The organism is Treponema lecithinolyticum ATCC 700332 (genome assembly GCA_000468055.1).
Taxonomy (GTDB): domain Bacteria; phylum Spirochaetota; class Spirochaetia; order Treponematales; family Treponemataceae; genus Treponema_C; species Treponema_C lecithinolyticum.
In genome coordinates this window covers 72048-92291 of sequence record KI260571.1, presented here as the reverse complement: position 1 = coordinate 92291, position 20244 = coordinate 72048, and the positions used below count along the sequence as shown (strand labels likewise).

The 20244-nt window shown below is 44.7% G+C and carries 18 protein-coding genes; 4 read left to right on the top strand and 14 right to left on the bottom strand.

The window, feature by feature from the left end:
* Positions 1-64 precede the first annotated feature (64 nt).
* The gene (locus HMPREF9193_RS10570) at positions 65-2185 is read left to right on the top strand and encodes a methyl-accepting chemotaxis protein (protein WP_040848304.1); all 2121 of its coding nucleotides are present in this window, start codon (positions 65-67) and stop codon (positions 2183-2185) included.
* A 74-nt stretch (positions 2186-2259) separates the two neighbouring features.
* Positions 2260-2526 carry a co-chaperone GroES gene (locus HMPREF9193_RS10565; RefSeq protein WP_021688139.1) on the top strand — a complete coding sequence of 89 codons (267 nt, stop codon included), beginning with the start codon at positions 2260-2262 and terminating at the stop codon, positions 2524-2526.
* Between the two features lie 158 nt (positions 2527-2684).
* On the opposite strand, the gene HMPREF9193_RS10560 is transcribed toward HMPREF9193_RS10565, so the two are convergent.
* The 4 genes from HMPREF9193_RS10560 to HMPREF9193_RS10545 form a co-directional block, all read right to left on the bottom strand.
* Entirely contained in the window at positions 2685-4469 is a 1785-nt protein-coding gene (locus HMPREF9193_RS10560; RefSeq protein ID WP_040848275.1) for a UDP-N-acetylglucosamine--peptide N-acetylglucosaminyltransferase SPINDLY family protein, read from the bottom strand.
* Positions 4466-4918 (bottom strand): transcription antitermination factor NusB, encoded by a 453-nt coding sequence (gene nusB / locus HMPREF9193_RS10555; RefSeq protein ID WP_021688136.1) that lies wholly within the window; start codon positions 4916-4918, stop codon positions 4466-4468. Before nusB ends, HMPREF9193_RS10560 begins: the two co-directional genes overlap by 4 nt.
* Positions 4919-4995: 77 nt before the next feature.
* Complete coding sequence (locus HMPREF9193_RS10550) at positions 4996-6081, bottom strand: MOSP complex formation periplasmic protein, TDE1658 family (protein WP_021688135.1); 1086 nt, start codon at positions 6079-6081, stop codon at positions 4996-4998.
* 106 nt (positions 6082-6187) lie between these two features.
* Complete coding sequence (locus HMPREF9193_RS10545; protein WP_021688134.1) at positions 6188-7975, bottom strand: alanine--tRNA ligase; 1788 nt, start codon at positions 7973-7975, stop codon at positions 6188-6190.
* A 151-nt stretch (positions 7976-8126) separates the two neighbouring features.
* On the opposite strand from HMPREF9193_RS10545, the gene purA reads away from it, so the two are divergent.
* Positions 8127-9359 carry an adenylosuccinate synthase gene (purA, locus tag HMPREF9193_RS10540; RefSeq protein WP_021688133.1) on the top strand — a complete coding sequence of 411 codons (1233 nt, stop codon included), beginning with the start codon at positions 8127-8129 and terminating at the stop codon, positions 9357-9359.
* The gene (locus HMPREF9193_RS10535; RefSeq protein WP_021688132.1) at positions 9359-11089 is read left to right on the top strand and encodes an AMP-binding protein; all 1731 of its coding nucleotides are present in this window, start codon (positions 9359-9361) and stop codon (positions 11087-11089) included. The genes purA and HMPREF9193_RS10535 overlap by 1 nt, the downstream gene beginning before the upstream one ends.
* Positions 11090-11095: 6 nt before the next feature.
* Here HMPREF9193_RS10535 and murD read toward each other — a convergent pair whose 3' ends face one another.
* The 10 genes from murD to HMPREF9193_RS11440 form a co-directional block, all read right to left on the bottom strand.
* Positions 11096-12634: a UDP-N-acetylmuramoyl-L-alanine--D-glutamate ligase gene (gene murD, locus HMPREF9193_RS10530; RefSeq protein WP_021688131.1), complete on the bottom strand. Its 1539-nt coding sequence runs from the start codon at positions 12632-12634 to the stop codon at positions 11096-11098.
* Positions 12635-12636: 2 nt separating this feature from the next.
* Positions 12637-13836, bottom strand: a complete 1200-nt coding sequence (locus HMPREF9193_RS10525) for a D-alanine--D-alanine ligase family protein (RefSeq protein ID WP_021688130.1) — start codon at positions 13834-13836, stop codon at positions 12637-12639.
* Positions 13837-13840: 4 nt separating this feature from the next.
* The gene (locus HMPREF9193_RS10520) at positions 13841-15589 is read right to left on the bottom strand and encodes a Mur ligase family protein (RefSeq protein WP_021688129.1); all 1749 of its coding nucleotides are present in this window, start codon (positions 15587-15589) and stop codon (positions 13841-13843) included.
* Between the two features lie 59 nt (positions 15590-15648).
* Entirely contained in the window at positions 15649-15942 is a 294-nt protein-coding gene (locus tag HMPREF9193_RS10515) for a type II toxin-antitoxin system RelE/ParE family toxin (RefSeq protein ID WP_245565512.1), read from the bottom strand.
* A gap of 10 nt (positions 15943-15952) precedes the next feature.
* Positions 15953-16213, bottom strand: coding sequence for a type II toxin-antitoxin system Phd/YefM family antitoxin (locus tag HMPREF9193_RS10510; RefSeq protein WP_156882499.1), 261 nt, complete (start codon positions 16211-16213; stop codon positions 15953-15955).
* Between the two features lie 135 nt (positions 16214-16348).
* A complete protein-coding gene (locus HMPREF9193_RS10505; protein ID WP_021688126.1) occupies positions 16349-17230 on the bottom strand; it encodes an Rpn family recombination-promoting nuclease/putative transposase in 882 nt (293 codons plus the stop codon).
* A 449-nt stretch (positions 17231-17679) separates the two neighbouring features.
* Positions 17680-18582, bottom strand: a complete 903-nt coding sequence (locus HMPREF9193_RS10500; RefSeq protein ID WP_021688124.1) for a formylglycine-generating enzyme family protein — start codon at positions 18580-18582, stop codon at positions 17680-17682.
* 243 nt (positions 18583-18825) lie between these two features.
* The gene (locus tag HMPREF9193_RS10495) at positions 18826-19203 is read right to left on the bottom strand and encodes a type II toxin-antitoxin system VapC family toxin (RefSeq protein ID WP_021688123.1); all 378 of its coding nucleotides are present in this window, start codon (positions 19201-19203) and stop codon (positions 18826-18828) included.
* Positions 19200-19427, bottom strand: a complete 228-nt coding sequence (locus HMPREF9193_RS10490) for a DUF2281 domain-containing protein (RefSeq protein WP_040848273.1) — start codon at positions 19425-19427, stop codon at positions 19200-19202. The genes HMPREF9193_RS10495 and HMPREF9193_RS10490 overlap by 4 nt, the downstream gene beginning before the upstream one ends.
* Before the next feature lie 262 nt (positions 19428-19689).
* The coding region (locus HMPREF9193_RS11440; protein WP_021688120.1) for a formylglycine-generating enzyme family protein at positions 19690-20244 on the bottom strand (555 nt) is incomplete at its 5' end.

The window sequence follows — 20244 nt, the reverse complement described above, 5'->3', positions numbered from 1 at the left end:
GAACCCCCCCCCCCCCCCCGGGCCGGAACATAAACCGGAACCGGCAGTAAAAAAACGTTTTTCCATCCGTTACAAACTTATCCTGCTTTTTACTATTTTTATTACAACACTTGTTTTTACTATTTCAGGAATTATAGGTTTTCAAGTTAAAAAATCGGACAAAGAACGTTTCCTCAAAAACATGCAGCAAAACATAAAGCTGATAGAGTACGACATACACATGTTTTTTGATAACACAAAATACATGCTCGACGCACTGGCACATAACAGCGCCGTGCGAAATGCGAACGATAGCTTTAATAACTATGTATCAAAAACGACAACTTCCGATACAACAACTATTGAAAAAACACCTGCAGAAGCCGCTGTTTTTAATTTGTTTAGAAATATACATAAAAGCTATCCGTATTATATGTGTGTGTTTATGGGAACAAAATGGGGCGGTCACGTGTCAACGTGCGACAAAGCTTTGTTCGGCGGATACGACCCGCGCAAACGCGTGTGGTACGAAGCGGCAACAAAAGCTCAAGGACGCCCCGCTATTACCGAAGCCTATCTTTCCACAACAGGAGATACGGTGGTATGCCTTTCTCAAAGTGTTTTTTCTTTTCAAAACGAACACATCGGTAATGTAAGTATAGAAGTAACGTTAAAAACTTTAGCTGAAATGTTACAAAATTTATCAATCGGAAAAACCGGCTACATTATGTTGGTACAAGACGACGGCACCATATTAGCCGATCCTAAAAACGAGTCTTTTAACTTTAAAAAAATGGAAGCAGTCGATATTCCCGCTTTTGCCGATTTAGCTTCGTTAGCTTCAGGAAGCTTAACCTTAAAAATGAACGAAAAAGATTGGCTTGCCGAAATACATACTATTGAAGGATTAAATTGGAAATTAATCGCCTTTATGCAAAAAAAAGAAGTGTTTTTGGAATATTATAAAATTCTGCGGTCAATCCTTTCAATAGGATTTGTACTTTTGCTGCTCTTTTTAACCGTTTCGCTATTTTTCGCGCTTCGTATTACAAAACCGCTAAACACTGCAGTTACAGCATTAAAAAATATCGCACAAGGAGAAGGCGACCTTACCGTGAGGCTGCCCGTTAACGGAAACGATGAAATAACCGATTTATCTGATTATTTTAACGAAACAATTTCAAAAATTGGAACGTCCATACAAACGGTAGAAACAAGCAGTGTAGCTATGGAAAAAATCGGAAACGAACTTGCAGTAAATATGAACGAAACGGCAAGTGCCGTACACCAAATAAGTGTAAATATTGACGGCGTAAAACAGCAAACATTAACTCAAGCTGCCAGCGTTACCGAAACAGCTGCTACCATTGAGCAAATCGTACGTACAATTACACAGTTAAACAACAGTATAGAAACTCAAGCGGCAAGCGTTGCACAATCTTCCGCTTCAATTGAGCAAATGGTAGCAAACATCAGTTCCATCGGACAAACACTCGGTAAAACGGGTTCGCTTATAAAAGATCTTACTTCAGCAACAGACGACGGGAAAAATACAATTTTTAATTCAAATACCGTAACACAAAAAATTGCAGAAGAGTCGGGCTCTTTGATGGAAGCTTCAAACGTTATTCAACACATCGCTTCGCAAACAAATCTTTTGGCAATGAATGCAGCCATAGAAGCAGCCCATGCCGGAGAAGCCGGTAAAGGCTTTGCAGTTGTTGCCGATGAAATCAGAAAACTTGCCGAAGATTCTGCAGCACAGGGAAAAAGTATTACCGAAACACTGAAAAATTTAAGTGCTGAAATTCAAACGCTTTCCGGAGCTTCACAAACAGTGGAAGAAAAGTTTAACGCTATTTTTAGTCTTGCAGAACAGGTTAAAGATATGAGCAGCCGCCTTACCGAAGCGATGAACGAACAGGAAAACGGCAGTAAAGAAGTATTGACAGCTATAAAAAATATCAACAGTGTAACGACGGAAGTAAAGTCTGGCTCCGATGAAATGCTTAGAGGCGGAAAAGCAGTTGCTCAAGAAATGCACAAATTGGACGACCTAACCCGTCTTATCAGTTCAAGCATGAATGAAATGGCTTCGGGAGTGGTACAAATAAACAATGCCGTACAAGAAGTAAACGAAATAACGCTTAAAAACAAACAAAACATAGAAAGCCTGGCAAAAGAAGTGAAAAAATTCAAAGTATAGCTGAAGTTGACGCGCACCGACCTTTTTTGTATATTTAGTGTACATCAAGATAATTTCTTTTTGGAGGATTAAAAATGAAGGTTAAACCTTTAGCAGATCGTGTTCTGGTAAAAACGGAAAAAACGGAATCTAAAACAGCAGGCGGAATTATTATCCCTGATACGGCACAAGAAAAAACACAAATAGCTTCCGTAATTGCAGTAGGAACCGATAAAGAAAAAATTAAAGTAAATCCGGGTCAGCGGATTATGTACGACAAATATGCAGGTACGCAAGTTAAAATAGACGGAGAAGACCACCTTATTTTAAAAGCCGAAGATATTATTGCAGTTATCGAATAATATTTTTTGTCCATTGAAGATTAAAAAAAAGACTGCCGCCCGAACGGGACGCAAGCAGTCTTTTTTTTATTTTCGGCTCAACGCCGCAACAGTAAAGCGACGCTTTTTGCGGCAAACGGCGCCGGTTCGGCTCGCGCTTTAGTTTTGTTTGCTTAGCTTTAATTTTGCCCGTCGTTTATTGTTTTTAATAACAGCCTCGCTTGCGCATGTGCGGAATTCAGCGCTATGCATTGATTAAGCGATAAGACGGCACTACGCTTTTCCCGTTGCTCCAATTGAATAAGCGCAATCCGGTAATAGATTTCCGCTTGCAATACCGTATCGGTTACAGCCGAAAGCAGTTTTCTGTATAAAGCGAGCGCTTGTACACGTTTACCCGAAGCGTTATACAGCAAAGCAAGGTTAAAAACAGCTGCAGGATCCCTACCCTTTAGCGACGCAAGTGCACTTGTCCCGGCAGACACAAGATTTTCGTCCGTAAAAACCGATGTTTCAAGCATACGTTCGGCTTGTTCATACCTTTGCTGTTTTATATCAATATACGCCCCTATATCGTATTCCCATATTTCAGGCGCTTGAGGCACTGCAGCCGAAGAGCGTAAAGCGTTCCACCTTGCAAGCAATTCGTCCGCTTGCGAAAGCATACCGTCGGCGCACAAATAATACAGCACAAAGTGTACAGCGCGCGGATCGTAGCGCCCACCGGCGGCAGTTGTTTGTTCCAGTAAACGCCACAAATCGGCTTGCCGTTTACGTTTAAAAAATTCCGTGTTTTGCGCTTGATTTTGCGCCGCGTTTTTTTGCTCCGCCGCCCATTTGAGTTTAGTATATTCCAAAAGCAATACCGTATCGTTTTGTGCGCCGTCCATAGCTTTTTCTATCCGCTTTAGCGCTTCTTCAGGTTTAACGCGGGGCACCACATCGTCCAATTCCATGCTGAGCGTTTTTATGCCGCGCTGTTTAAGAATGTCGGAAAAAACATTTTGCGCCGTATACGGAAACGTACCGACAGAAAAAGCGGCATAAGCGGCAAGACCGGGAATATAATCGGGAAAACGCTCGGTAAGTTTTTCTAAAAAAAGGTAAGCATAGCCGATGCTTCCCGCTTTAAAAGCGGCTTTTGCCGCATTGCACCACGCGCTCGGGTTTTCATCGGCAAAACGCTCGGTTGAATCCAGCCATGCGGCTATAGCTTTTTTTTCGTCCCCCGAACGAAGGTATGCATCTGCTAAAAGTGATTGCTTTTGCGCTGAATCTTGTACAAATTGCAAATCCTGTGTGCATTGTATAAAATTACCCGAATCGTAACTTATCCGAGCCCAAAAGCGCGCCGTATCTTCGCTATCATAAGCGGACAAAGAAGCGGGATGAAAAGAAAAAGAGGCTTCCATATTGCCGAAAAAAGCTTCAATAAGTGCAGCATTGCGGAAATACACAGCATTGCCGGTAGTACGCGCAGCATCCGCAAACGCTTGTTTATAAGCCGAAGAAAAAAAGTTTACAGGCGCTGCAAAACGGAATAAAAGTTCCGCATACAAAGAACCGTACGGACCGCCTTCCAGTTTTGCTCCATAGCGCAAAGCTTCTTCGCTTTTACTGGAAGACACCAAAAAATGAGTATAAACCGCCAGCAATTCCTGATTATCGGGAAAGTGGCGCAGCGCCTTTTGCAAAACTTTTTGCGCAAAAGAAGAGCGGTCTAAAATCAGTGCGCGCCGCACAATAGCCAACCTTTCGTAGGGGCTGCGTGCGTATTTTTCGGCTTTTTTAAGCATAGACCATGCCGCTTCGTAGTCGTGCACGGCAGTTATCGAATCTATATTATTTAATCTGTCTATAAATGAAGTTGAAGAAGAGCCTGCGGTACAAAAAGTCAACATGCACACGCACGGCAGCACACACACACAAACGATAACGCGGCGCACAAGCGGATGCGTTTTCATTGCCCGGCGCTTCCTTCGCGCACAACAAGGATTCCCTTATCCAAATCCGTTTTTACGGCGCCTAAAATACCGTTTATAAAACGGTAAGATTGTTCATCGCCGTACTCCCTGGAAATATCGACCGCTTCGTCTATAATAATGGACGGGTGAATATCTTTTTGAAACATAAGCGAATACACGCTCATACGCAAAACAGCAAGACCTACTTTATTAAGCCGTTCGATTTCCCAATTAACCAAACGTTCTTTTATTGCGCCGTCTATTTGTTCAATATGCGAAAGCGTACCGCTGACAATAAGGCGTGCAAAAGCTCGCCCGTCTTCTCCGATACGCTCAAGCTGTTCGGCAGAAGCCCACTGCAAGCTCAGTAAATCGTCCGTATCCTTCATTCCCGCGTCCCACGCATACAAAGCTTGAAACGCTAAAATCCGGCTTTTCCGTCTTGCCACCGCTGTTTTCTCCGCACTTTACACACAATGAGGATGTTTTAAAAGCCGTTTGCTTTTGCCGTCCCCTTTGCCGGTATTTACCAGTTTAAAAGTCTATCCAGCGCATCTCCGGTTTTTAACATTTGATAATTTTCCGGAACACGCAGCGATTTGGTTACTTGATCAACGGCGGAAGTAAAAGCGTTTGCTTGCTTTTGCCAGCTTAACTGCTCTTTTATGTACTCATATACGGTAATGGCAGTATCGGGCTGCACTTCGTCATCCAATGCAAGAAATTTTGCGTCGTATTTTTCCCGCACAATGTAAAACTGATAATCGTCGGCGGTTTCGCTAATATCGGACACAAAGCCCGCTTTTTGAACAAAAAGCTTAAGCAGCGCATCGTAATCCATACCCAACTGCTGTGCCGCAAGAGTACCTTTACTTACATACATATCGCCTGCACGGAAACCGGAATTATCGGCTTCGCCTTTTACTTTTAACTGTTCATAAGTTGTTTTTTTATTTTTAAGATCGGTATATAAAGAAGTAATAAGCGTTTTTGCTGCAGGAGCATCTTTTGCTTTGGGCACTACAACTAAAAAAAGTTTTAAAATATCGTTTTGCACAAACGAAGGTTTGTTTATTTCGTAAAACGAGCGGATTTCCGCATCGGAAACGGCTGCCGTTTGCAATTCGTTTTGTTTAAGAGACAACACGTATTGCCGGGCTGTCAATTGATTTTTAAGAAAATCTTTGTACTCGGACAGCGTCATACCGATTTGTGAGGAAAAATAATCGTCCAGCGACAAACCGCTTTGCGCTTTAATAAGAGAGGCAAATTCAGCTTCGGTTATTTTTTTCATACCGACTTGAGCGGCGATTGATTCCAAAAATTGTTTGTTTACCATAGAATCACTAACCGAAAGTCCGGCTTTTTGCGCAGCTTGCATTGCCAGTTTTTCGTCTATCATCGAATCGAGTATTTGCTTTTTTTGCTCAAGCGTAAAACTCGGTGTTCCTGTTTGTTTTTGATAAACGGCAACGCGATTTTTCAGCTGTTTAAGCGTAATCGATTCCGTTTTGTACAGCTTTATCGTAACCAGAGGTTGCAAATCGTTTTGCGCCGACACTGCGACGGCGGTCAAAAACAAAAAGCAAGATATTCCGAATAACCGTTTCATACACTACCCTTTAAAAACAATATTACGCCCTTCGGCATAGAAATATAACAATTTCAAAAGCGTGCCGTTACAAAGCACGTTTTCCGTTTTACCTATGCGCTTACCGTTACGCAATTACCGCACGGATACGGCGCACACCGGCGGAAGATGATTGTTCCTTTTGTATTTTAAACGTACCGATAGTACCGGTATGTTCAACATGAGGACCGCCGCACACTTCTTTGGAAAAATCGCCGATGCTGTACACTTTTACTTTGTCTTCGTATTTTTCACCAAACAAAGCTCGCGCGCCGCTTTGTTTGGCTTTTTCCAAATCCATCACTTCCATAGTAACCGGCAAATCTTTTTGTATTTGCTCGTTTACCATATTTTCCACGCGCTCAATTTCTTCTTTTGTCATAGGAGCCGGATGTACAAAGTCAAACCGCATGCGCTCCGCCGTAATATTCGACCCCTTTTGCGCAACGTGCGGTCCGAGCACGCGAACTAAAGCTTCTTGCAACAAATGCGTGCACGTATGATACTTTGTGGTAATTTCCGAATGATCCGCCAAGCCGCCTTTAAACACTTGTTCGCTTCCGGCACGGGATAATTCCTGATGTTTTTTAAATGCTTGCTCAAATTCTTCGCGGTTAACTTTCATGCCGTTTTCTCTTGCAAGCTCTTCAGTTAGCTCTACGGGAAAACCGAATGTATCGTACAAGCGGAATGCAACGCGCCCGGGAATAACGTGCGCAGGATTTTTCATTAAATTGGGCAAAAGCTTTTCGAATTCGGCTTCGCCTTTTTTAAGCGTTTCCAAAAATTTATTTTCTTCTTTGCGCAGCTCATCCAGTATCAGCGCTTTTTTTTCTTCCAATTCCGGGTATGCGATTTTAAAGTTGTCTATAACGACTTGCGCGGGAACGCCTAAAAAAGCTTTTTCCAAACCCAATTTTTTGCCGTGCCGAACGGAGCGCCTGATAAGACGGCGAAGTACATAACCTGCTCCCACATTCGACGGCGTAACGCCTTTAGGGTCTCCGATAATAAAAACGGCGGCTCTTGTATGGTCGCTTATGATGCGCATAGAAGCATCGTCAGCTTCGTTTTCCCCATAGCGTTTGCCGGTAAGCTGTTCTATTGAATGAATGATAGGCTGAAACACTTCCGTATCGTATACGGATTTTTTTCCCTGCAGCATGGCAACAGTGCGCTCTATACCCATCCCGGTATCTACGCAGCGGCGTTCCAGTTTTTGAAAATGACCGTCTTTATCTTTGTTGTACTGCATAAATACGTTGTTCCATATTTCAACGTATTTTCCGCACGAACAGCCCGGCTTACAATCCGCGCCGCACGCGTTTTTACCGGTGTCGTAAAAGATTTCGGTATCGGGTCCGCAAGGCCCCGTTTCTCCGGCAGGTCCCCACCAGTTATCGCTTCGGGGTAAAAAGTGAATGCGTTCTTTCGGTATGCCCAGCGAAAGCCATATTTCAGCCGATTCGTCGTCGCGGGGAATATCTTGTTCGCCTGCAAAAACGGTTACCGATATTTTTTCGCTCGGAATGTTAAGCCATTGTTTTCCGGTTAAAAATTCAAAAGACCAGGCTATGGATTCTTTTTTAAAATAATCGCCTAAAGACCAATTGCCGAGCATTTCAAAACAAGTAAGATGACTGGCATCTCCTACCGAATCGATGTCTCCCGTGCGAATACATTTTTGATAATCGCACAAACGCGTTCCTGCCGGATGCGGTTCGCCCATTAAATACGGAACCAAGGGGTGCATTCCGGCTGTCGTAAACAGCACAGTGGGGTCGTTTTCGGGAATAACCGATTTGCCCGAAATTTCCGTGTGGTTTTTACTTTTAAAGAACTCTATGTATTTCGAACGCAGCTCGTTTGCAGTCATACCGTATATAGTAGACACGGCTTTCTTTTGTGTCAAGTACCGCCGTCCAAGACGTTCCGCCGGCTAAGACGTACCCCAGCAAAAGATTCTGCCGTTTAAGACGGCAATTTAGGCGTTGTGTACCCGGCGCGCTTTATGCTATACTGGCACTATGAATGTAGCGGTTATCGGTGCCCAGTGGGGCGATGAAGGTAAAGGAAAAATTGTAGACTATTTAGCCGGCGAAGCTGCGGCAATTGTGCGCTTTGCAGGCGGGGCGAATGCAGGGCATACCATTGTTGCAAACGGAAAACAGTACGCGCTGCATTTAGTGCCTTCAGGAATTTTGTACCCCGAAAAAAAAGTGTATTTGGGTTCGGGGATGGTTATAGACCCCGAAGCTTTGTTTAATGAATTGGAAAGCCTTAAAGCAAACGGCGTACAATGGGAAGGCAGAGTTTTTATTTCCGAGCGCGCCCACATTGTGTTGCCGCGCTACCGCGAAGAAGATAAAAAACGCGACAGTGAACGCGTGCACCCTATCGGTACAACAGGACGGGGCATAGGCTGCGCTTATTCAATGAAGTCCGAACGCGACGGCATCCGCATAGCCGATTTGGAATGGCAAGAAAAACGTACGGAATGGACTAAAGAAGACCGCGCCTTTCTTGATCGGTACACTGACCGGCTGTGCGCTATGAAAGTAAATATGACCTCTGAAATGTACCGCTTAAAAAACGAAAAAGTGTTGCTTGAAGGCGCACAAGGCGCTATGCTCGATTTGGATTCGGGAACTTACCCATACGTATCGTCGGGCATGTCATGCGCTGCCGGCGCGTGCGTCGGAGCGGGCATAGGACCGCGCGCAATAGATCGTATACTGGGCGTTTTTAAAGCATACTCCACACGGGTAGGTAACGGACCGCTTCCTACCGAATTCGACGAACAAAGCCAAAGCGAACTGTACCGTTACGTGCGCGATACAGGACGCGAATACGGCGTTACTACCGGCAGAGCGCGCCGCTGCGGCTATTTGGATTTAGTTGCCTTGCGCTATGCGTGCCGTGTTAATTCGATTACAGAACTCGCGCTTACTCATTTGGACATCTACGATACACTGGATACGATAGAAGCCTGTACGGCATATAACATCGACGGAACAATTACCGAAGATTTTCCCGCTTCCATAGAAAAACTGGAAAAAGCAAAACCCGTGCTGCAATCTTTTGCCGGCTGGAAAACGCCGCTTAAAGCGTGCCGAAACTACAAAACCCTTCCGCCGCACGCACGCTCATATATAGAATATATCGAACAATATTGCGGCGTAAAAGTTTCCATCGTATCTGTCGGCTACGAGCGCCAAGACACCTTTATGCGAAACGATCCGTTTGACGGAAAGCGCTAATGGTAACCGCTTACGATTTAGGCGCATACACTTTTCCTGCGTTGTTTCGCCATTCGGTAACTCATTTTAAAGAGCGTAACGCCCTCGGCTTTGTAAATAGGCAAGTGCTCACTTACGCTCAAACAGAACAACGTTCCAAGCAAGCTTCTTCCATTTTGCACACGCTCGGCATACGGAAAAAAGACAAAGTTGCTTTGTACTCGGCAAACTGCCCTAACTGGGGCGCCGCATATTTTGCCGTCGTCAATTCCGGCGCTATAGCCGTTCCCCTTTTACCGGATTTTACCGAACTTGAAGTAAAAAATATTGCCGAACATGCAGGGCTTGCCGCCGTCATTGTAAGCGAAAAACTTGCACTCCGGTTAAAAGACATTCCCCCTTCATTGATTCGGTCAATCATACGGATGGAAGATTACCGCGTACTGCGGCAAAACGGCAAAGATATTTTACCCGATACCGAAAACGTCATCGACATGCATACACAAGGTCTTGCCGGCGCACCGCAAGTTCAAGTCGACGAAAACGATACGGCTTCGATTATCTATACATCCGGCACAACAGGACGTTCCAAAGGCGTTGAATTAACGCACAAAAATCTGGTTTTTACCGCAGTGCAGTGCCAAACCGTTCACCGCGTTAACAAAAGGGACAAATGCCTTTCGTTTTTGCCGCTGTCGCATGTATACGAATTTACTATAGGTTTTGTTATGCAGTTTTTAAACGGCGCGTGCGTGTACTATTTGGAAAAAGCACCTGCCGTATCGACATTGCTTCCGGCATTTAAAAAAATCCGCCCGACGATTGTATTGAGCGTTCCGATGATTATCGAAAAAATTTATAAAAACAAAATTTTACCTTTGTTTTCAAAAAACGCTTTTGTGCACGCGCTGTACCGCCGCCGCTTTTTTCAAAAAATACTGCACCGGCTGGCAGGATCGGCACTAAAAAAAACCTTCGGCGGAAGAATTAAATTTTTCGGTATCGGCGGCGCTAAAACCGATCCTGTAGTAGAAATTTTTATGAAAGACGCGCATTTTCCCTATGCGGTAGGCTACGGTCTTACGGAAACCTCTCCCCTGCTGGCAGGCTCAAACCCAAAAAACACCATCCCCGGAACCATAGGTCCGGTTTTACAGGGAGTGGAATTGCGCGTTATAAATGCCGATTCCAAAACGGGTATAGGCGAAATCGTTGCCCGCGGAAACAATGTTATGAAAGGCTATTATAAAGAACCGGATTTAACCACCGCCGCTTTTACCACGGAAAAAGACGAATGCGGAGCCGGCTGGTTTAAAACGGGCGATTTGGGAGAATTGCGCAACGGTATATGGCTTTCGCTTAAAGGCCGCTTAAAAAATATGATTTTAGGTTCCGGAGGGGAAAACGTTTACCCCGAAGACATTGAATTTGTATTAAACCAGCACCCGGATGTAGTTGAATCGCTGGTTGTAGAAGACGACGACGGGTTAGTCGCGCTTGTACAGCTTAACGAAGAAAAATTAAAAACAAAAGGTATTTTAAATTCGGTAAGCCAAGCCGTTGAAGATATAAAAGAAAATTTGCTGTACAAGCAAGAAGCCGTGTTATCAGAAATAAAATATTTTGTAAACACTAAAGTAAACCGTTTTTCAAAAGTAGATAAAGTAAAGCCGGTAAACTCATTTGAAAAAACCGCCAGCCAAAAAATCAAACGGTATTTGTACAATTTACGTACGGGTAAAAAAAAGTAAAATATTTTATGCAAATAAACGGCAAACAGTTTCTTTAAAACGGTTTCCGCGCTCGAATTCGTTTTTAAACATTCCAAACGAAGCCGCTCCCGGAGAAAAGACTACGGCAACATCTGCAGCACGGGCAACGGTTTTGCCGGCTGCAAACACCGTTTTTTTTACGGCAATAAGCGCTTCGTCTAAAGAATCATAGGGACCGAAATACGGCACGGCAATTTTTTTACCGGAACCCTGCGCGGCAACCGCACCGCAAGAGCCGCTTTGCCCATTCTGTCCGTTTTGCCCGTTCAAAAGTGCCGTTAATTTATCCGTTGCGCTACCTGCAAGCAAAAACAAAGCTGCCAAACGCCCGCTGCACTGTGCTTGTATAAGAGCGTCAGCCAAAAGAGTAAAGTCGCAATCTTTATCGGTACCACCTGCAATCAAGTACAGCGGTTTGTCGAACGCTTGCAAAGCGGCGGCGCATGATTCGGGAACGGTAGAAGCAGAATCATTGTATACCGTGCACGTTATGCCCTGTTTTTCGGTGCGGAAAAAAGCTTCAAGGCGGTGGGGAATGCCCGTATAACTTTGCAAAACGGAAACGGTTACATCGTCTTTTAAGCCCATAAGGTGCATAATAGCTGCAGCGCTTTGTATGTTTTTTTTCATGTGATCGCCGAAAACGGCAAGGTTATCGAGCCAAGAGCTTTGCAAAAGCTCAGGCAAACCGGACGGACAGCGCACTACGCGGGCGCGGCTTTCAGAGGCAAAAACATCGCCCCACGGACCGTCCAAGCATACGGTATAATCGTTTGGACCCTGATTGGCATAAATAAGTTTTTTATCGGCAACATAGTTTTCCATGCTGCCGTACCAATTTTGATGGTCGGGCACTATTTCGCTGATAAGGGCAATGTAGGGCTTGAGCAAAGACCTGCCGCGCAAATCGGCAAGCTGCCAGCTGGAAAGTTCAAGCACAACGACGGGTAAAGCTCCGCAAGATTTTAAAGCTTTTTCATCCGTTTGGTCTAAAAAAGAAAGCGGACTTACGGTAATGTTTCCGCCCAAAAGCGAATGAATACCCGCTTTGTTTAAACCGTAGTGCACGGCGCTTACGGTTGAAGATTTTCCCTTGCTGCCGGTAACTGCAATAATGCGGGCGCGGTTAAACTGCAAAAAAATCGACATATCGGTTTCGATACGCCGCGCACAAGCCAAATACGGGTTACCCGTATATTTTACGCCGGGGTTTTTTATAACCGCATCGGCATTTTTAAAATCTTCAATATTATGAGTGCCGAGCACAAAGCGAAGCCGGCTGCTGTCCAAATCGGAATCTTCGGTTAAAGCTTTAACCGAGCTTTCCAATTCTTCGGCGCTTTTCATATCGGTAACGGTTACAAAGGCACCGTGTTTTAAAAAAAAGCGTGCGCTCGCAAGTCCGCCGCCGTGCAGCCCCAGTCCCATAACGGTAACCCGTTTACCCCGTATACTTTTAAGACTTTCAAACGCACGCTGCGTACCGTAATCGTGCGGCTGTGCAAAAGACGATGAACGTTCCATAATTACCGGCTCGTTTTAAGGCTGCGCCTGCGCTTAAAGCGTTCCAAGCCTTGCTGCAAAAGCAGTTCAATAAGATCACTATATTTTAAGCCCGCATGGGCGCACATTTTAGGGAACATACTGATTGCAGTAAAACCGGGCATTGTGTTTATTTCGTTTAAATACAGATCGCCGGTCTTTTTATCTACAAAAAAATCAACCCGGGCAAGCCCCGAACAATCAAGAACGGCGTAAGCTTTTTCGGCAAGTTGTTTTATTTTTTGACTTTGTTCTTTTTCAAGCGGGGCGGGTATCAATAAGCACGCGCCGGCAGGGTCGGTATACTTTGCTTCGTAATCGTAAAAATCGTGAGAGGGAGCAATTTCGCCGAGCGTGTAAGAGCGTATGGACTGAACGTTTACGCTGTCTCCCGTAACAGAACACTCTATTTCGCGCGCGTCGATACATGTTTCTATTAAGATTTTTTCGTCCCATACAAAAGCTTGCGCAACGGCGTTTTCAAGCTCTGCTCTGTTACGAGCCTTTGACGCCCCCACCGAACTTCCGGCACTGCAAGGTTTTACGAACATGGGATAAGCAAAGCGCCGTTCGGCACCGTCAAGTTTTTCTTTTAAAGCGGATTTGTCGGCGTATTCTCCGCTGCATATACACACAAAAGGAACTATCGGAAGGTTTTTTGCCTGCCAGACGGTTTTGGTTTTTTCTTTGTCCATCGCAAGGGCGCTGCTTTCCGCACCGTTTCCGCAATAGGGAAGTTCAGCCATTTCCAACAAGCCTTGAACCAAGCCGTCTTCGCCATAAGTGCCGTGCAGCACGGGAAATACGATATCGGCATCGATAGCGCTTCCGTCGCCACGTTTTAAAGCGCCGGCAGCACCGCTTGCAGAACATGCGCCGGCAGCACCTGCACTTCCCGCCCCGCCCACATAGACGTCTGTGCCGGCGGCAGCATGCGCCCCGCCGCCGGGCACTACGTACACCGTATTTTCAACTTTGCAGTTAATCGAAAGCACCGCTTTATCGTCATCCAACACACGCTCCAATTCGCTTTCGTCCTGCACGTACCACACGCCGTTTTTTGCAATGCCGATAAGAACGATTTTGTGCACTGTACGATTTACGGCGCGCACTACCGAAGTTGCAGAAACAAGGGAAACTTCGTGCTCTCCGCTTTTTCCGCCGTATAATACCGCAACGGTCATTTTGTTATTCTCCCTTTGTAAAGCCCATTTCCGCCAAAGCAGCAGCCGCTTCGGCTATTTCATCATAGGGTATGATTTTATCTTTATAAATAATGGAATTTTCGTGCGCTTTTCCTAACAGCAATACCGTGTCTTTTTCACGCGCCAAAGCAAAGGCTTTGCGCAACGCTTGTTTTCGGTCGGGAATTAAAAACAGCGTTTTTCCGCGTATTAAACCGGAACAGCCTTGCGCTATCATTTCCAAAAGCTCCATAGGGTTTTCGCCGCGCGGATCTTCGTCCGCTAAAATAACTATGTCGCTGTATTCGGCAGCAATTTTTCCCTGCAAGGGACGTTTTTGCGTATCGCGCTCGCCGCCGGAACCGAATACGCTTATAATGCGCGCCGGTGCGTTTTTCCGAAGCGGCGGAAATATCGTTTGAAACGAAGACGGCGTATGCGCATAATCGACCAATACCGAAAAAGGCTGACCGCAGTTTATGCTCGTCATTCTCCCTCGCACGGGTGTAAGAGCGCTTGCATGCGGCACCACATGTTCCACGCTTTCGCCGCTGACGGCTGCCGCTAAAATTGCCGCCGCCGTAATATTGCACGCGTTAAATGCGCCGAAAACACCGCTTTGCACATGCAGTTTTTCGGCGTTTTCGGTTGCCGCACTTTGCTTTGTTTGTTTTGTTTGCTTTGTTTGTTTTGCGCGGCGTACCGTTAAGTCGTAAGTTATACCCGCGCTGCTTTCGCTTACGTTTTCTATTGTGTACGTATCGGCGCACAAAAGTGCTTGTTTAGTTTTTTTGTCCGGCGCATTTACAACGCTTTGCTCATTTAAAGCAGGTTGTCCGCTTACAGCAGCTTGCGCATTTTTATTTTCCGGTTTATTTTCCGGCGGAACAAAAAATGCAAGAGGGAAGCCGGCGGCGGCATCGGCAAAATACAATGCGGCAGGGTCTGCCGCATTTACCGCAGCGATAACGGGAACGGTACACTTACAGCCGTTTACAATTTTTTCATGGCTGTGTGTTCCCAGATTTCTAAACAAATTCGCTTTGTCGCTTTTGTATTGTTCGTAAGTGCCGTGAAATTCCAAATGCTCGTGAGTAACGTTCATCATACACACCGCGTCAAAGGGAACATCTCCCAAACGGTTTGTTTTTACCGAAAGCCCGTGAGAAGAAGCTTCTACAACCGCGTAAGCGCAGCCGTTTTGCACCATACGGTACAGTTTTTCCTGCACAATCGGCGCTTCCGGCGTAGTTTGGTGTTCGCTGTTGTTTTGCGCATCGCCGCCGAGCGAATACTGCACGGTGGAAATAAAGCCCGCTTTTTTGCCTAAAGCGCGCAAAAACTGCCAAATAAAAAAAACGGTAGAGCTTTTACCCTCGGTTCCCGTTACTCCCAGCACACACAGTTTGGAACCGGGAAAATCGTAAAAAGCGGCTGCAATCGGCGACATTGCAAAACGGCTGCTTTTTGTTTGTATGAGCACTGCACCGCTTTTGCGTGCGGCAAAAACCGCATCTTTGCCCAGTTCTCCCTCGTACACAACTGCACAAGCACCGCTTTCGACCGCTTCGGCAACAAAGCTGTTGCCGTGCACGTGCGTTCCCGGCAGTGCAAAAAAAAGCGAGCCGGCATTTACCGCTTTGGAGTCGAACACAAGCGATTTGATAACGGGATTTTTATCGGAATTTAATGTAATTTTATAATCAAACGTTTTGCTGCACTGAGCCAAACATTCGGCAAGCTTTTTTTCCATACCGCGTATTTTACCGTTTCGCCGCCGTCTGTGCAAGCAAAAGGGAATGTATGTTTTATTTATATTAAATTATTATAATCTCTTTTTGCATAAAAGATGCGCATTATTGAAACTTCTTTTTTGTCATCATTAATCAGATACAATGCGATATAATTTTTCTTAAAAAGAAACCTATGATATCCTTCTATTTGCAGTACTAAATCATTACTTAAAGGATACATATACGGATTATCTTCTATTTTTGTTTTTACCTCTAAAAATTCTTCCAGCAAACTGTCAGCAGCTTTAGGATTGCAGAGCATGTCAGAAATATATGCTACGATTTCTGACAAATCTTGCTCTGCTTTTTCCATGATCCGAACATTATAAGCCATGTTTCTCCCTTATACGGGAAACTGCATCCTCGACGGAAGAATATCTGCCGTTTTTCATGTCCTGCTTTGCTTCTTCAAGTTTACCATAGACATTGGAAAGGAAAAGATTTTTTTCATAAGTTTCCATACTCATAATTACCATGTCTCCATAACCGTTTTTCGTAACAAAAATAGGTTCTTTATCTTCATGGCATATTTGTGAAATTGCTGTAGTATTTTTTAAATCTCTTATCGGAACTATTCTTGGCATTTGCATCCCCTTATGGGATTATTTTACCACACTCCTAAGTATTTTGTCTATCATTCATTTTATTAAGAGCCGTCTCTGTAATCGCATTTGAGTACAACAGACTAAAGCTTACCGCAGCTCTTAAAAAATTTTATCTTAGCTAATCGATTCCACTTCTCCTTTGGTAAGGCCGGTCATCTGCATAATAAAATCAAGTTCACAATTCGCATGTTTCATCAATTTTGCCGTTTCGAGAGCTTTTTTGTATGAGCCGTCGGCAATACCTTGCTCAATACCTTCGGCAAAGGCGGTTTCTCGTTCTTCGGCTCGCTGTACTGCAATATCTGTTTCATAATCATATTCAGCTAATAACATATTAACGACCTCCTTCGTCTTGCGTTTTAGATACTCACGCAAAATATTGTTTTCTATACATTCTTCAACGGCTTTTTCAAAACCGTTTTGACTATCTATCTCTTTCCACTTGCGCACCGTTTCCACAAATATACTGTATTCCTGCATTGTTTTACAGTTTTCCAATACGGGATGACGGTTTTGCCGGTTTATATTTATTACTTTAACGGTCAACTCAAGATTAGTTTCCATTGTTTTTTCTATAAAAGCATCCGATAGTTTTAATGTTTTATCGGAAGGATATGGTTCCTCACCATTATAAAAAACATAAAACTCAGGAACCGGAATATTTAAGAGTTTACGGCTGTATTTTTCTTTTGATTCAAAGAGGGTTTCATACAAGCGGCTGACATACTCAAGACAGCGGAGAGGCATATTGGGATTTATCGTCGATTGATGTTCTGCAAGGACTATTATTTTATTATCTACAAGATAGGATACAGCATTATAGAATGTCATATAAAGAACCTGCTCAAGTCTGATATTTTTTAACTTTTCTATAGCCGTAAGTTTGGTATTATGCAAAGCGTTGTAAAGCGACAAAAAATTCTCTTTTGCTTTTTCGTCTTCACTGAACAAATCGACAAACACCGAGTCTTTATATTTTCTATTTGCGGTACTCATAGCAAACCCTCTTAAGTTTTATACCTATATACGTTCCGTACATGGATGTACGTGAAAGCCATAAGTATGCGAGTTTGCTGCACAAACTCGAGTTACAGATTGTGCAAGAACGCACAACCTGTAAACATTATACCACAGATGAGCGTATTTTAAAAGGGAGCGATGTAACTATTTAAGAGAGAACGTCCGCGCATAGAAAACAGCCCCCAAAGCCGAAGTTTTCTCCGGCTTGAGAGCGGGGCACCATCCCTTTTGACCTCGAAGCTCCGCTGGTTGTACTCGCGCGGTTTGTTTTGGGCGGACGTCCGTGTCCGCCGCTGATTGCAGCCGCCGTACAGGATGTGCGGCGGTTTTATCAGTACCGACATGGATGGCGGCGGTTCCACGCAGTAGTGAGTTTCAGTTATTGCTGAAACTCATAGTGAAAATCGGACATCCGTGTCCGATTTTCACGGGCGGCAAACCAAACGCAAGCCAAGATCGTTGTCGCGACCGTTCGGGATGCCGTTGTTCCGATAAGCACGAGCGGCGCTAGTCGCATTGCCGCTCCAGCTGCCGCCGCGAAAGACGCGTTTAGCACCGTCCTTGTCCCAGCACCATTCCCATACGTTTCCGCTCATGTCGTATAAGCCGTAGCCGTTAGAAGATCTTTTCTTTACCTCATGGGTTTTATTTCCGCTGTTTGCACTATACCACGCATAGTTTTTAAGCCCGCTTTCAATATCCGTGCCGGCCCATTTATAGTCTTTTCCGCCCATAGCAGCCCATTCCCATTCAGCCTCAGTCGGCAGCCGAAAGCCATTTTTGCTCATGTCCAATTTAGCCATGTCCCAGATTACATCCTTCAATGTAGGGATAGCGTCAAAGCTCAATGTGTTAAAGTCTACGTTGATTACCGTATAACACGGTTCAAGCTTACAGGCAAGGCTCAGTTTATTGCAAAACGCTATCGCCTGATACCAGTTGACCTGCTCTACAGGATTTTTAAGACTATCTCTAAAATTACTCGGATTATTGAACCCATCACCCATTACTGCCTGCCACAGCTCCTGCGTTACTTCCGTTTCTCCGATAAAGTACGCAGATAGGCTTACTTTGTGTGGTGGATTATTGCTGAAATCACTGTGCCCTACAGTCTTTTCCTTTACGGCGGCGATCTTTTTCATCGTAAAGCTTACCCCGCCGGCCGTGTAGGTTTTATCGGTAGATGCAGGCGGCTCCTCAGGCTTTGCTGCCGCTTGCGGGCAGGCTGTAAACAGCAATGCCAGTGTTAAAAGTGCGGCTGTGATGAGCGCCGCGGCTCCCATTTTTATCAAGCCGTGTGTCTTGTGTTTTGTTTTAAACTTTGTCATATCTTGACTCCTAATCAAAGTTATTTGATTGTTTTAAGGGGACACCCCTTTGGAAACCCCGCTCAAGAATGTACGTCCTGTACATTCTTGAGCTTCGAGTTTTGCCTTACGGCAAAACGTCGTAAATATGGAACCACCGCCATCCACGGCGGGATTTGCAAAACTCGCCGTCCAAAGTCTGTGATGCAGACTTTGGGCAGTCTATCATTATGCGGTATTCCTGCCGAGCCTGCTCGTTGTGTTTTACCAAACGGTTTTTACATCATACAACGGGATATTTGAGTCTTTTGTAACAATCGTTACATTATTTTCTTGTGCCATTGTAATGATAAGTCTATCAAACGGGTCTTTGTGAATATCCGGCAAGTTTTTTAGTAATTCTAAAGACTTACCAGAAACTAAAAGTTCCGCAAATTCTTCTTCTTTGCAAGCATCTATAATATCTTGGATTGAATTTTTATATTGAAGAAGATTACGGCTCTGTTTTATCGCAATTTCCCATAATGAAACTTTACTGTAATAGCAAAATTCATTATTGATTATTTCTTTAGCCGTTCCGGATAGGTTTTCACTATCAAACAAATACCAGAGAAGTGCATGAGTATCCAAAAAATATTTCACATATACTCCTTAAAATCTTCCAACGGCTCGTCAAAAGCAGGCGACATATAGAAATTGGGCTGCTTTAAAATATCCGGCCGGCGATTAGGGAATCTTTTTGCAGGTTCTTCATGTTGCTTTTTATAGAGTATTTTATATTGTAAAAGTTCCAAATAATTATACACTTCATCCATGTATTCATCCGGAATTGTCTTCAATTTTTCCTGAACGGCTGTTAACGGCATACATATACCTCCAATGGCATCGCCCCACCTCATCTAAGGATTGCGGGACTGACTTAAGATGTCTGATATAGTTATTATAACCCGCTTTCCGGCGGATTTCAACGTTTTGGGCGGGCGTCCTGCCCGCCGCTGGTTTCAGCGCCGTACAGGATGTACGGCGGTTTTGTCAGTACCGCCTCAAGATGGCGGCGGTTCCACGCAGTAGTGAGTTTCAGCTATTGCTGAAACTCATAGTGAAAATCGGACTCAGGATGTCCGATTTTTACGGGCGGCAAACCACACGTAAGCCGATAACTTTTACGAATATGTTGGGAGAGTTGAAAGCCCGATACGCACGATGCATGTAATTCTGGGAGGAGGAGTTGTCATAGTTGCCGCCGCGCGCGACGCGCTTACTACCGGACGCAGCACCTGTATAATCCAGCGGCAGCACATCGGATAAGCTGCCGTACCAGTCCCAGTACCATTCAAATACATTCCCGCTCATGTCGTATAACCCATAGCCGTTCGGCGATTTCAGCTTTACTTGGTGTGTCTTCTCATTGCTGTTCGCATAATACCACGCATAGTTTCCAAGCTCACTTTCACTATCCGTTCCTGCCCATTTATGCTCAGTTCCGCCCATGGCAGCCCATTCCCATTCCGCTTCCGTAGGTAAGCGGAACCCGTTTTTATTAAAGTCGCAGACGGCATTATTCTCCTCGATATCGATTTCCGTGTAACAGGGCTCAAGACCGCACGCCTTACTCAGCTCATTGCAAAATGATATTGCTTTATACCAGTCCATATTCTCTACCGGCCGCTTTCCCTGTTCTTC

Bases quoted from the DNA above. Each gene is read 5' to 3' on its own strand.
- HMPREF9193_RS10510 (WP_156882499.1), bottom strand. From the start codon at position 16,213: ATGCCAAGAATAGTTCCGATAAGAGATTTAAAAAATACTACAGCAATT.
- murD (WP_021688131.1), bottom strand. From the start codon at position 12,634: ATGGAACGTTCATCGTCTTTTGCACAGCCGCACGATTACGGTACGCAG.
- HMPREF9193_RS10545 (WP_021688134.1), bottom strand. From the start codon at position 7,975: ATGACTGCAAACGAGCTGCGTTCGAAATACATAGAGTTCTTTAAAAGT.
- HMPREF9193_RS10515 (WP_245565512.1), bottom strand. From the start codon at position 15,942: ATGGAAAAAGCAGAGCAAGATTTGTCAGAAATCGTAGCATATATTTCT.
- HMPREF9193_RS10520 (WP_021688129.1), bottom strand. From the start codon at position 15,589: ATGGAAAAAAAGCTTGCCGAATGTTTGGCTCAGTGCAGCAAAACGTTT.
- HMPREF9193_RS10535 (WP_021688132.1), top strand. From the start codon at position 9,359: ATGGTAACCGCTTACGATTTAGGCGCATACACTTTTCCTGCGTTGTTT.
- HMPREF9193_RS10490 (WP_040848273.1), bottom strand. From the start codon at position 19,427: ATGCCGTTAACAGCCGTTCAGGAAAAATTGAAGACAATTCCGGATGAA.
- HMPREF9193_RS10525 (WP_021688130.1), bottom strand. From the start codon at position 13,836: ATGACCGTTGCGGTATTATACGGCGGAAAAAGCGGAGAGCACGAAGTT.
- HMPREF9193_RS10505 (WP_021688126.1), bottom strand. From the start codon at position 17,230: ATGAGTACCGCAAATAGAAAATATAAAGACTCGGTGTTTGTCGATTTG.
- purA (WP_021688133.1), top strand. From the start codon at position 8,127: ATGAATGTAGCGGTTATCGGTGCCCAGTGGGGCGATGAAGGTAAAGGA.
- HMPREF9193_RS10560 (WP_040848275.1), bottom strand. From the start codon at position 4,469: ATGAAAACGCATCCGCTTGTGCGCCGCGTTATCGTTTGTGTGTGTGTG.
- HMPREF9193_RS10500 (WP_021688124.1), bottom strand. From the start codon at position 18,582: ATGACAAAGTTTAAAACAAAACACAAGACACACGGCTTGATAAAAATG.
- HMPREF9193_RS10550 (WP_021688135.1), bottom strand. From the start codon at position 6,081: ATGAAACGGTTATTCGGAATATCTTGCTTTTTGTTTTTGACCGCCGTC.
- HMPREF9193_RS10565 (WP_021688139.1), top strand. From the start codon at position 2,260: ATGAAGGTTAAACCTTTAGCAGATCGTGTTCTGGTAAAAACGGAAAAA.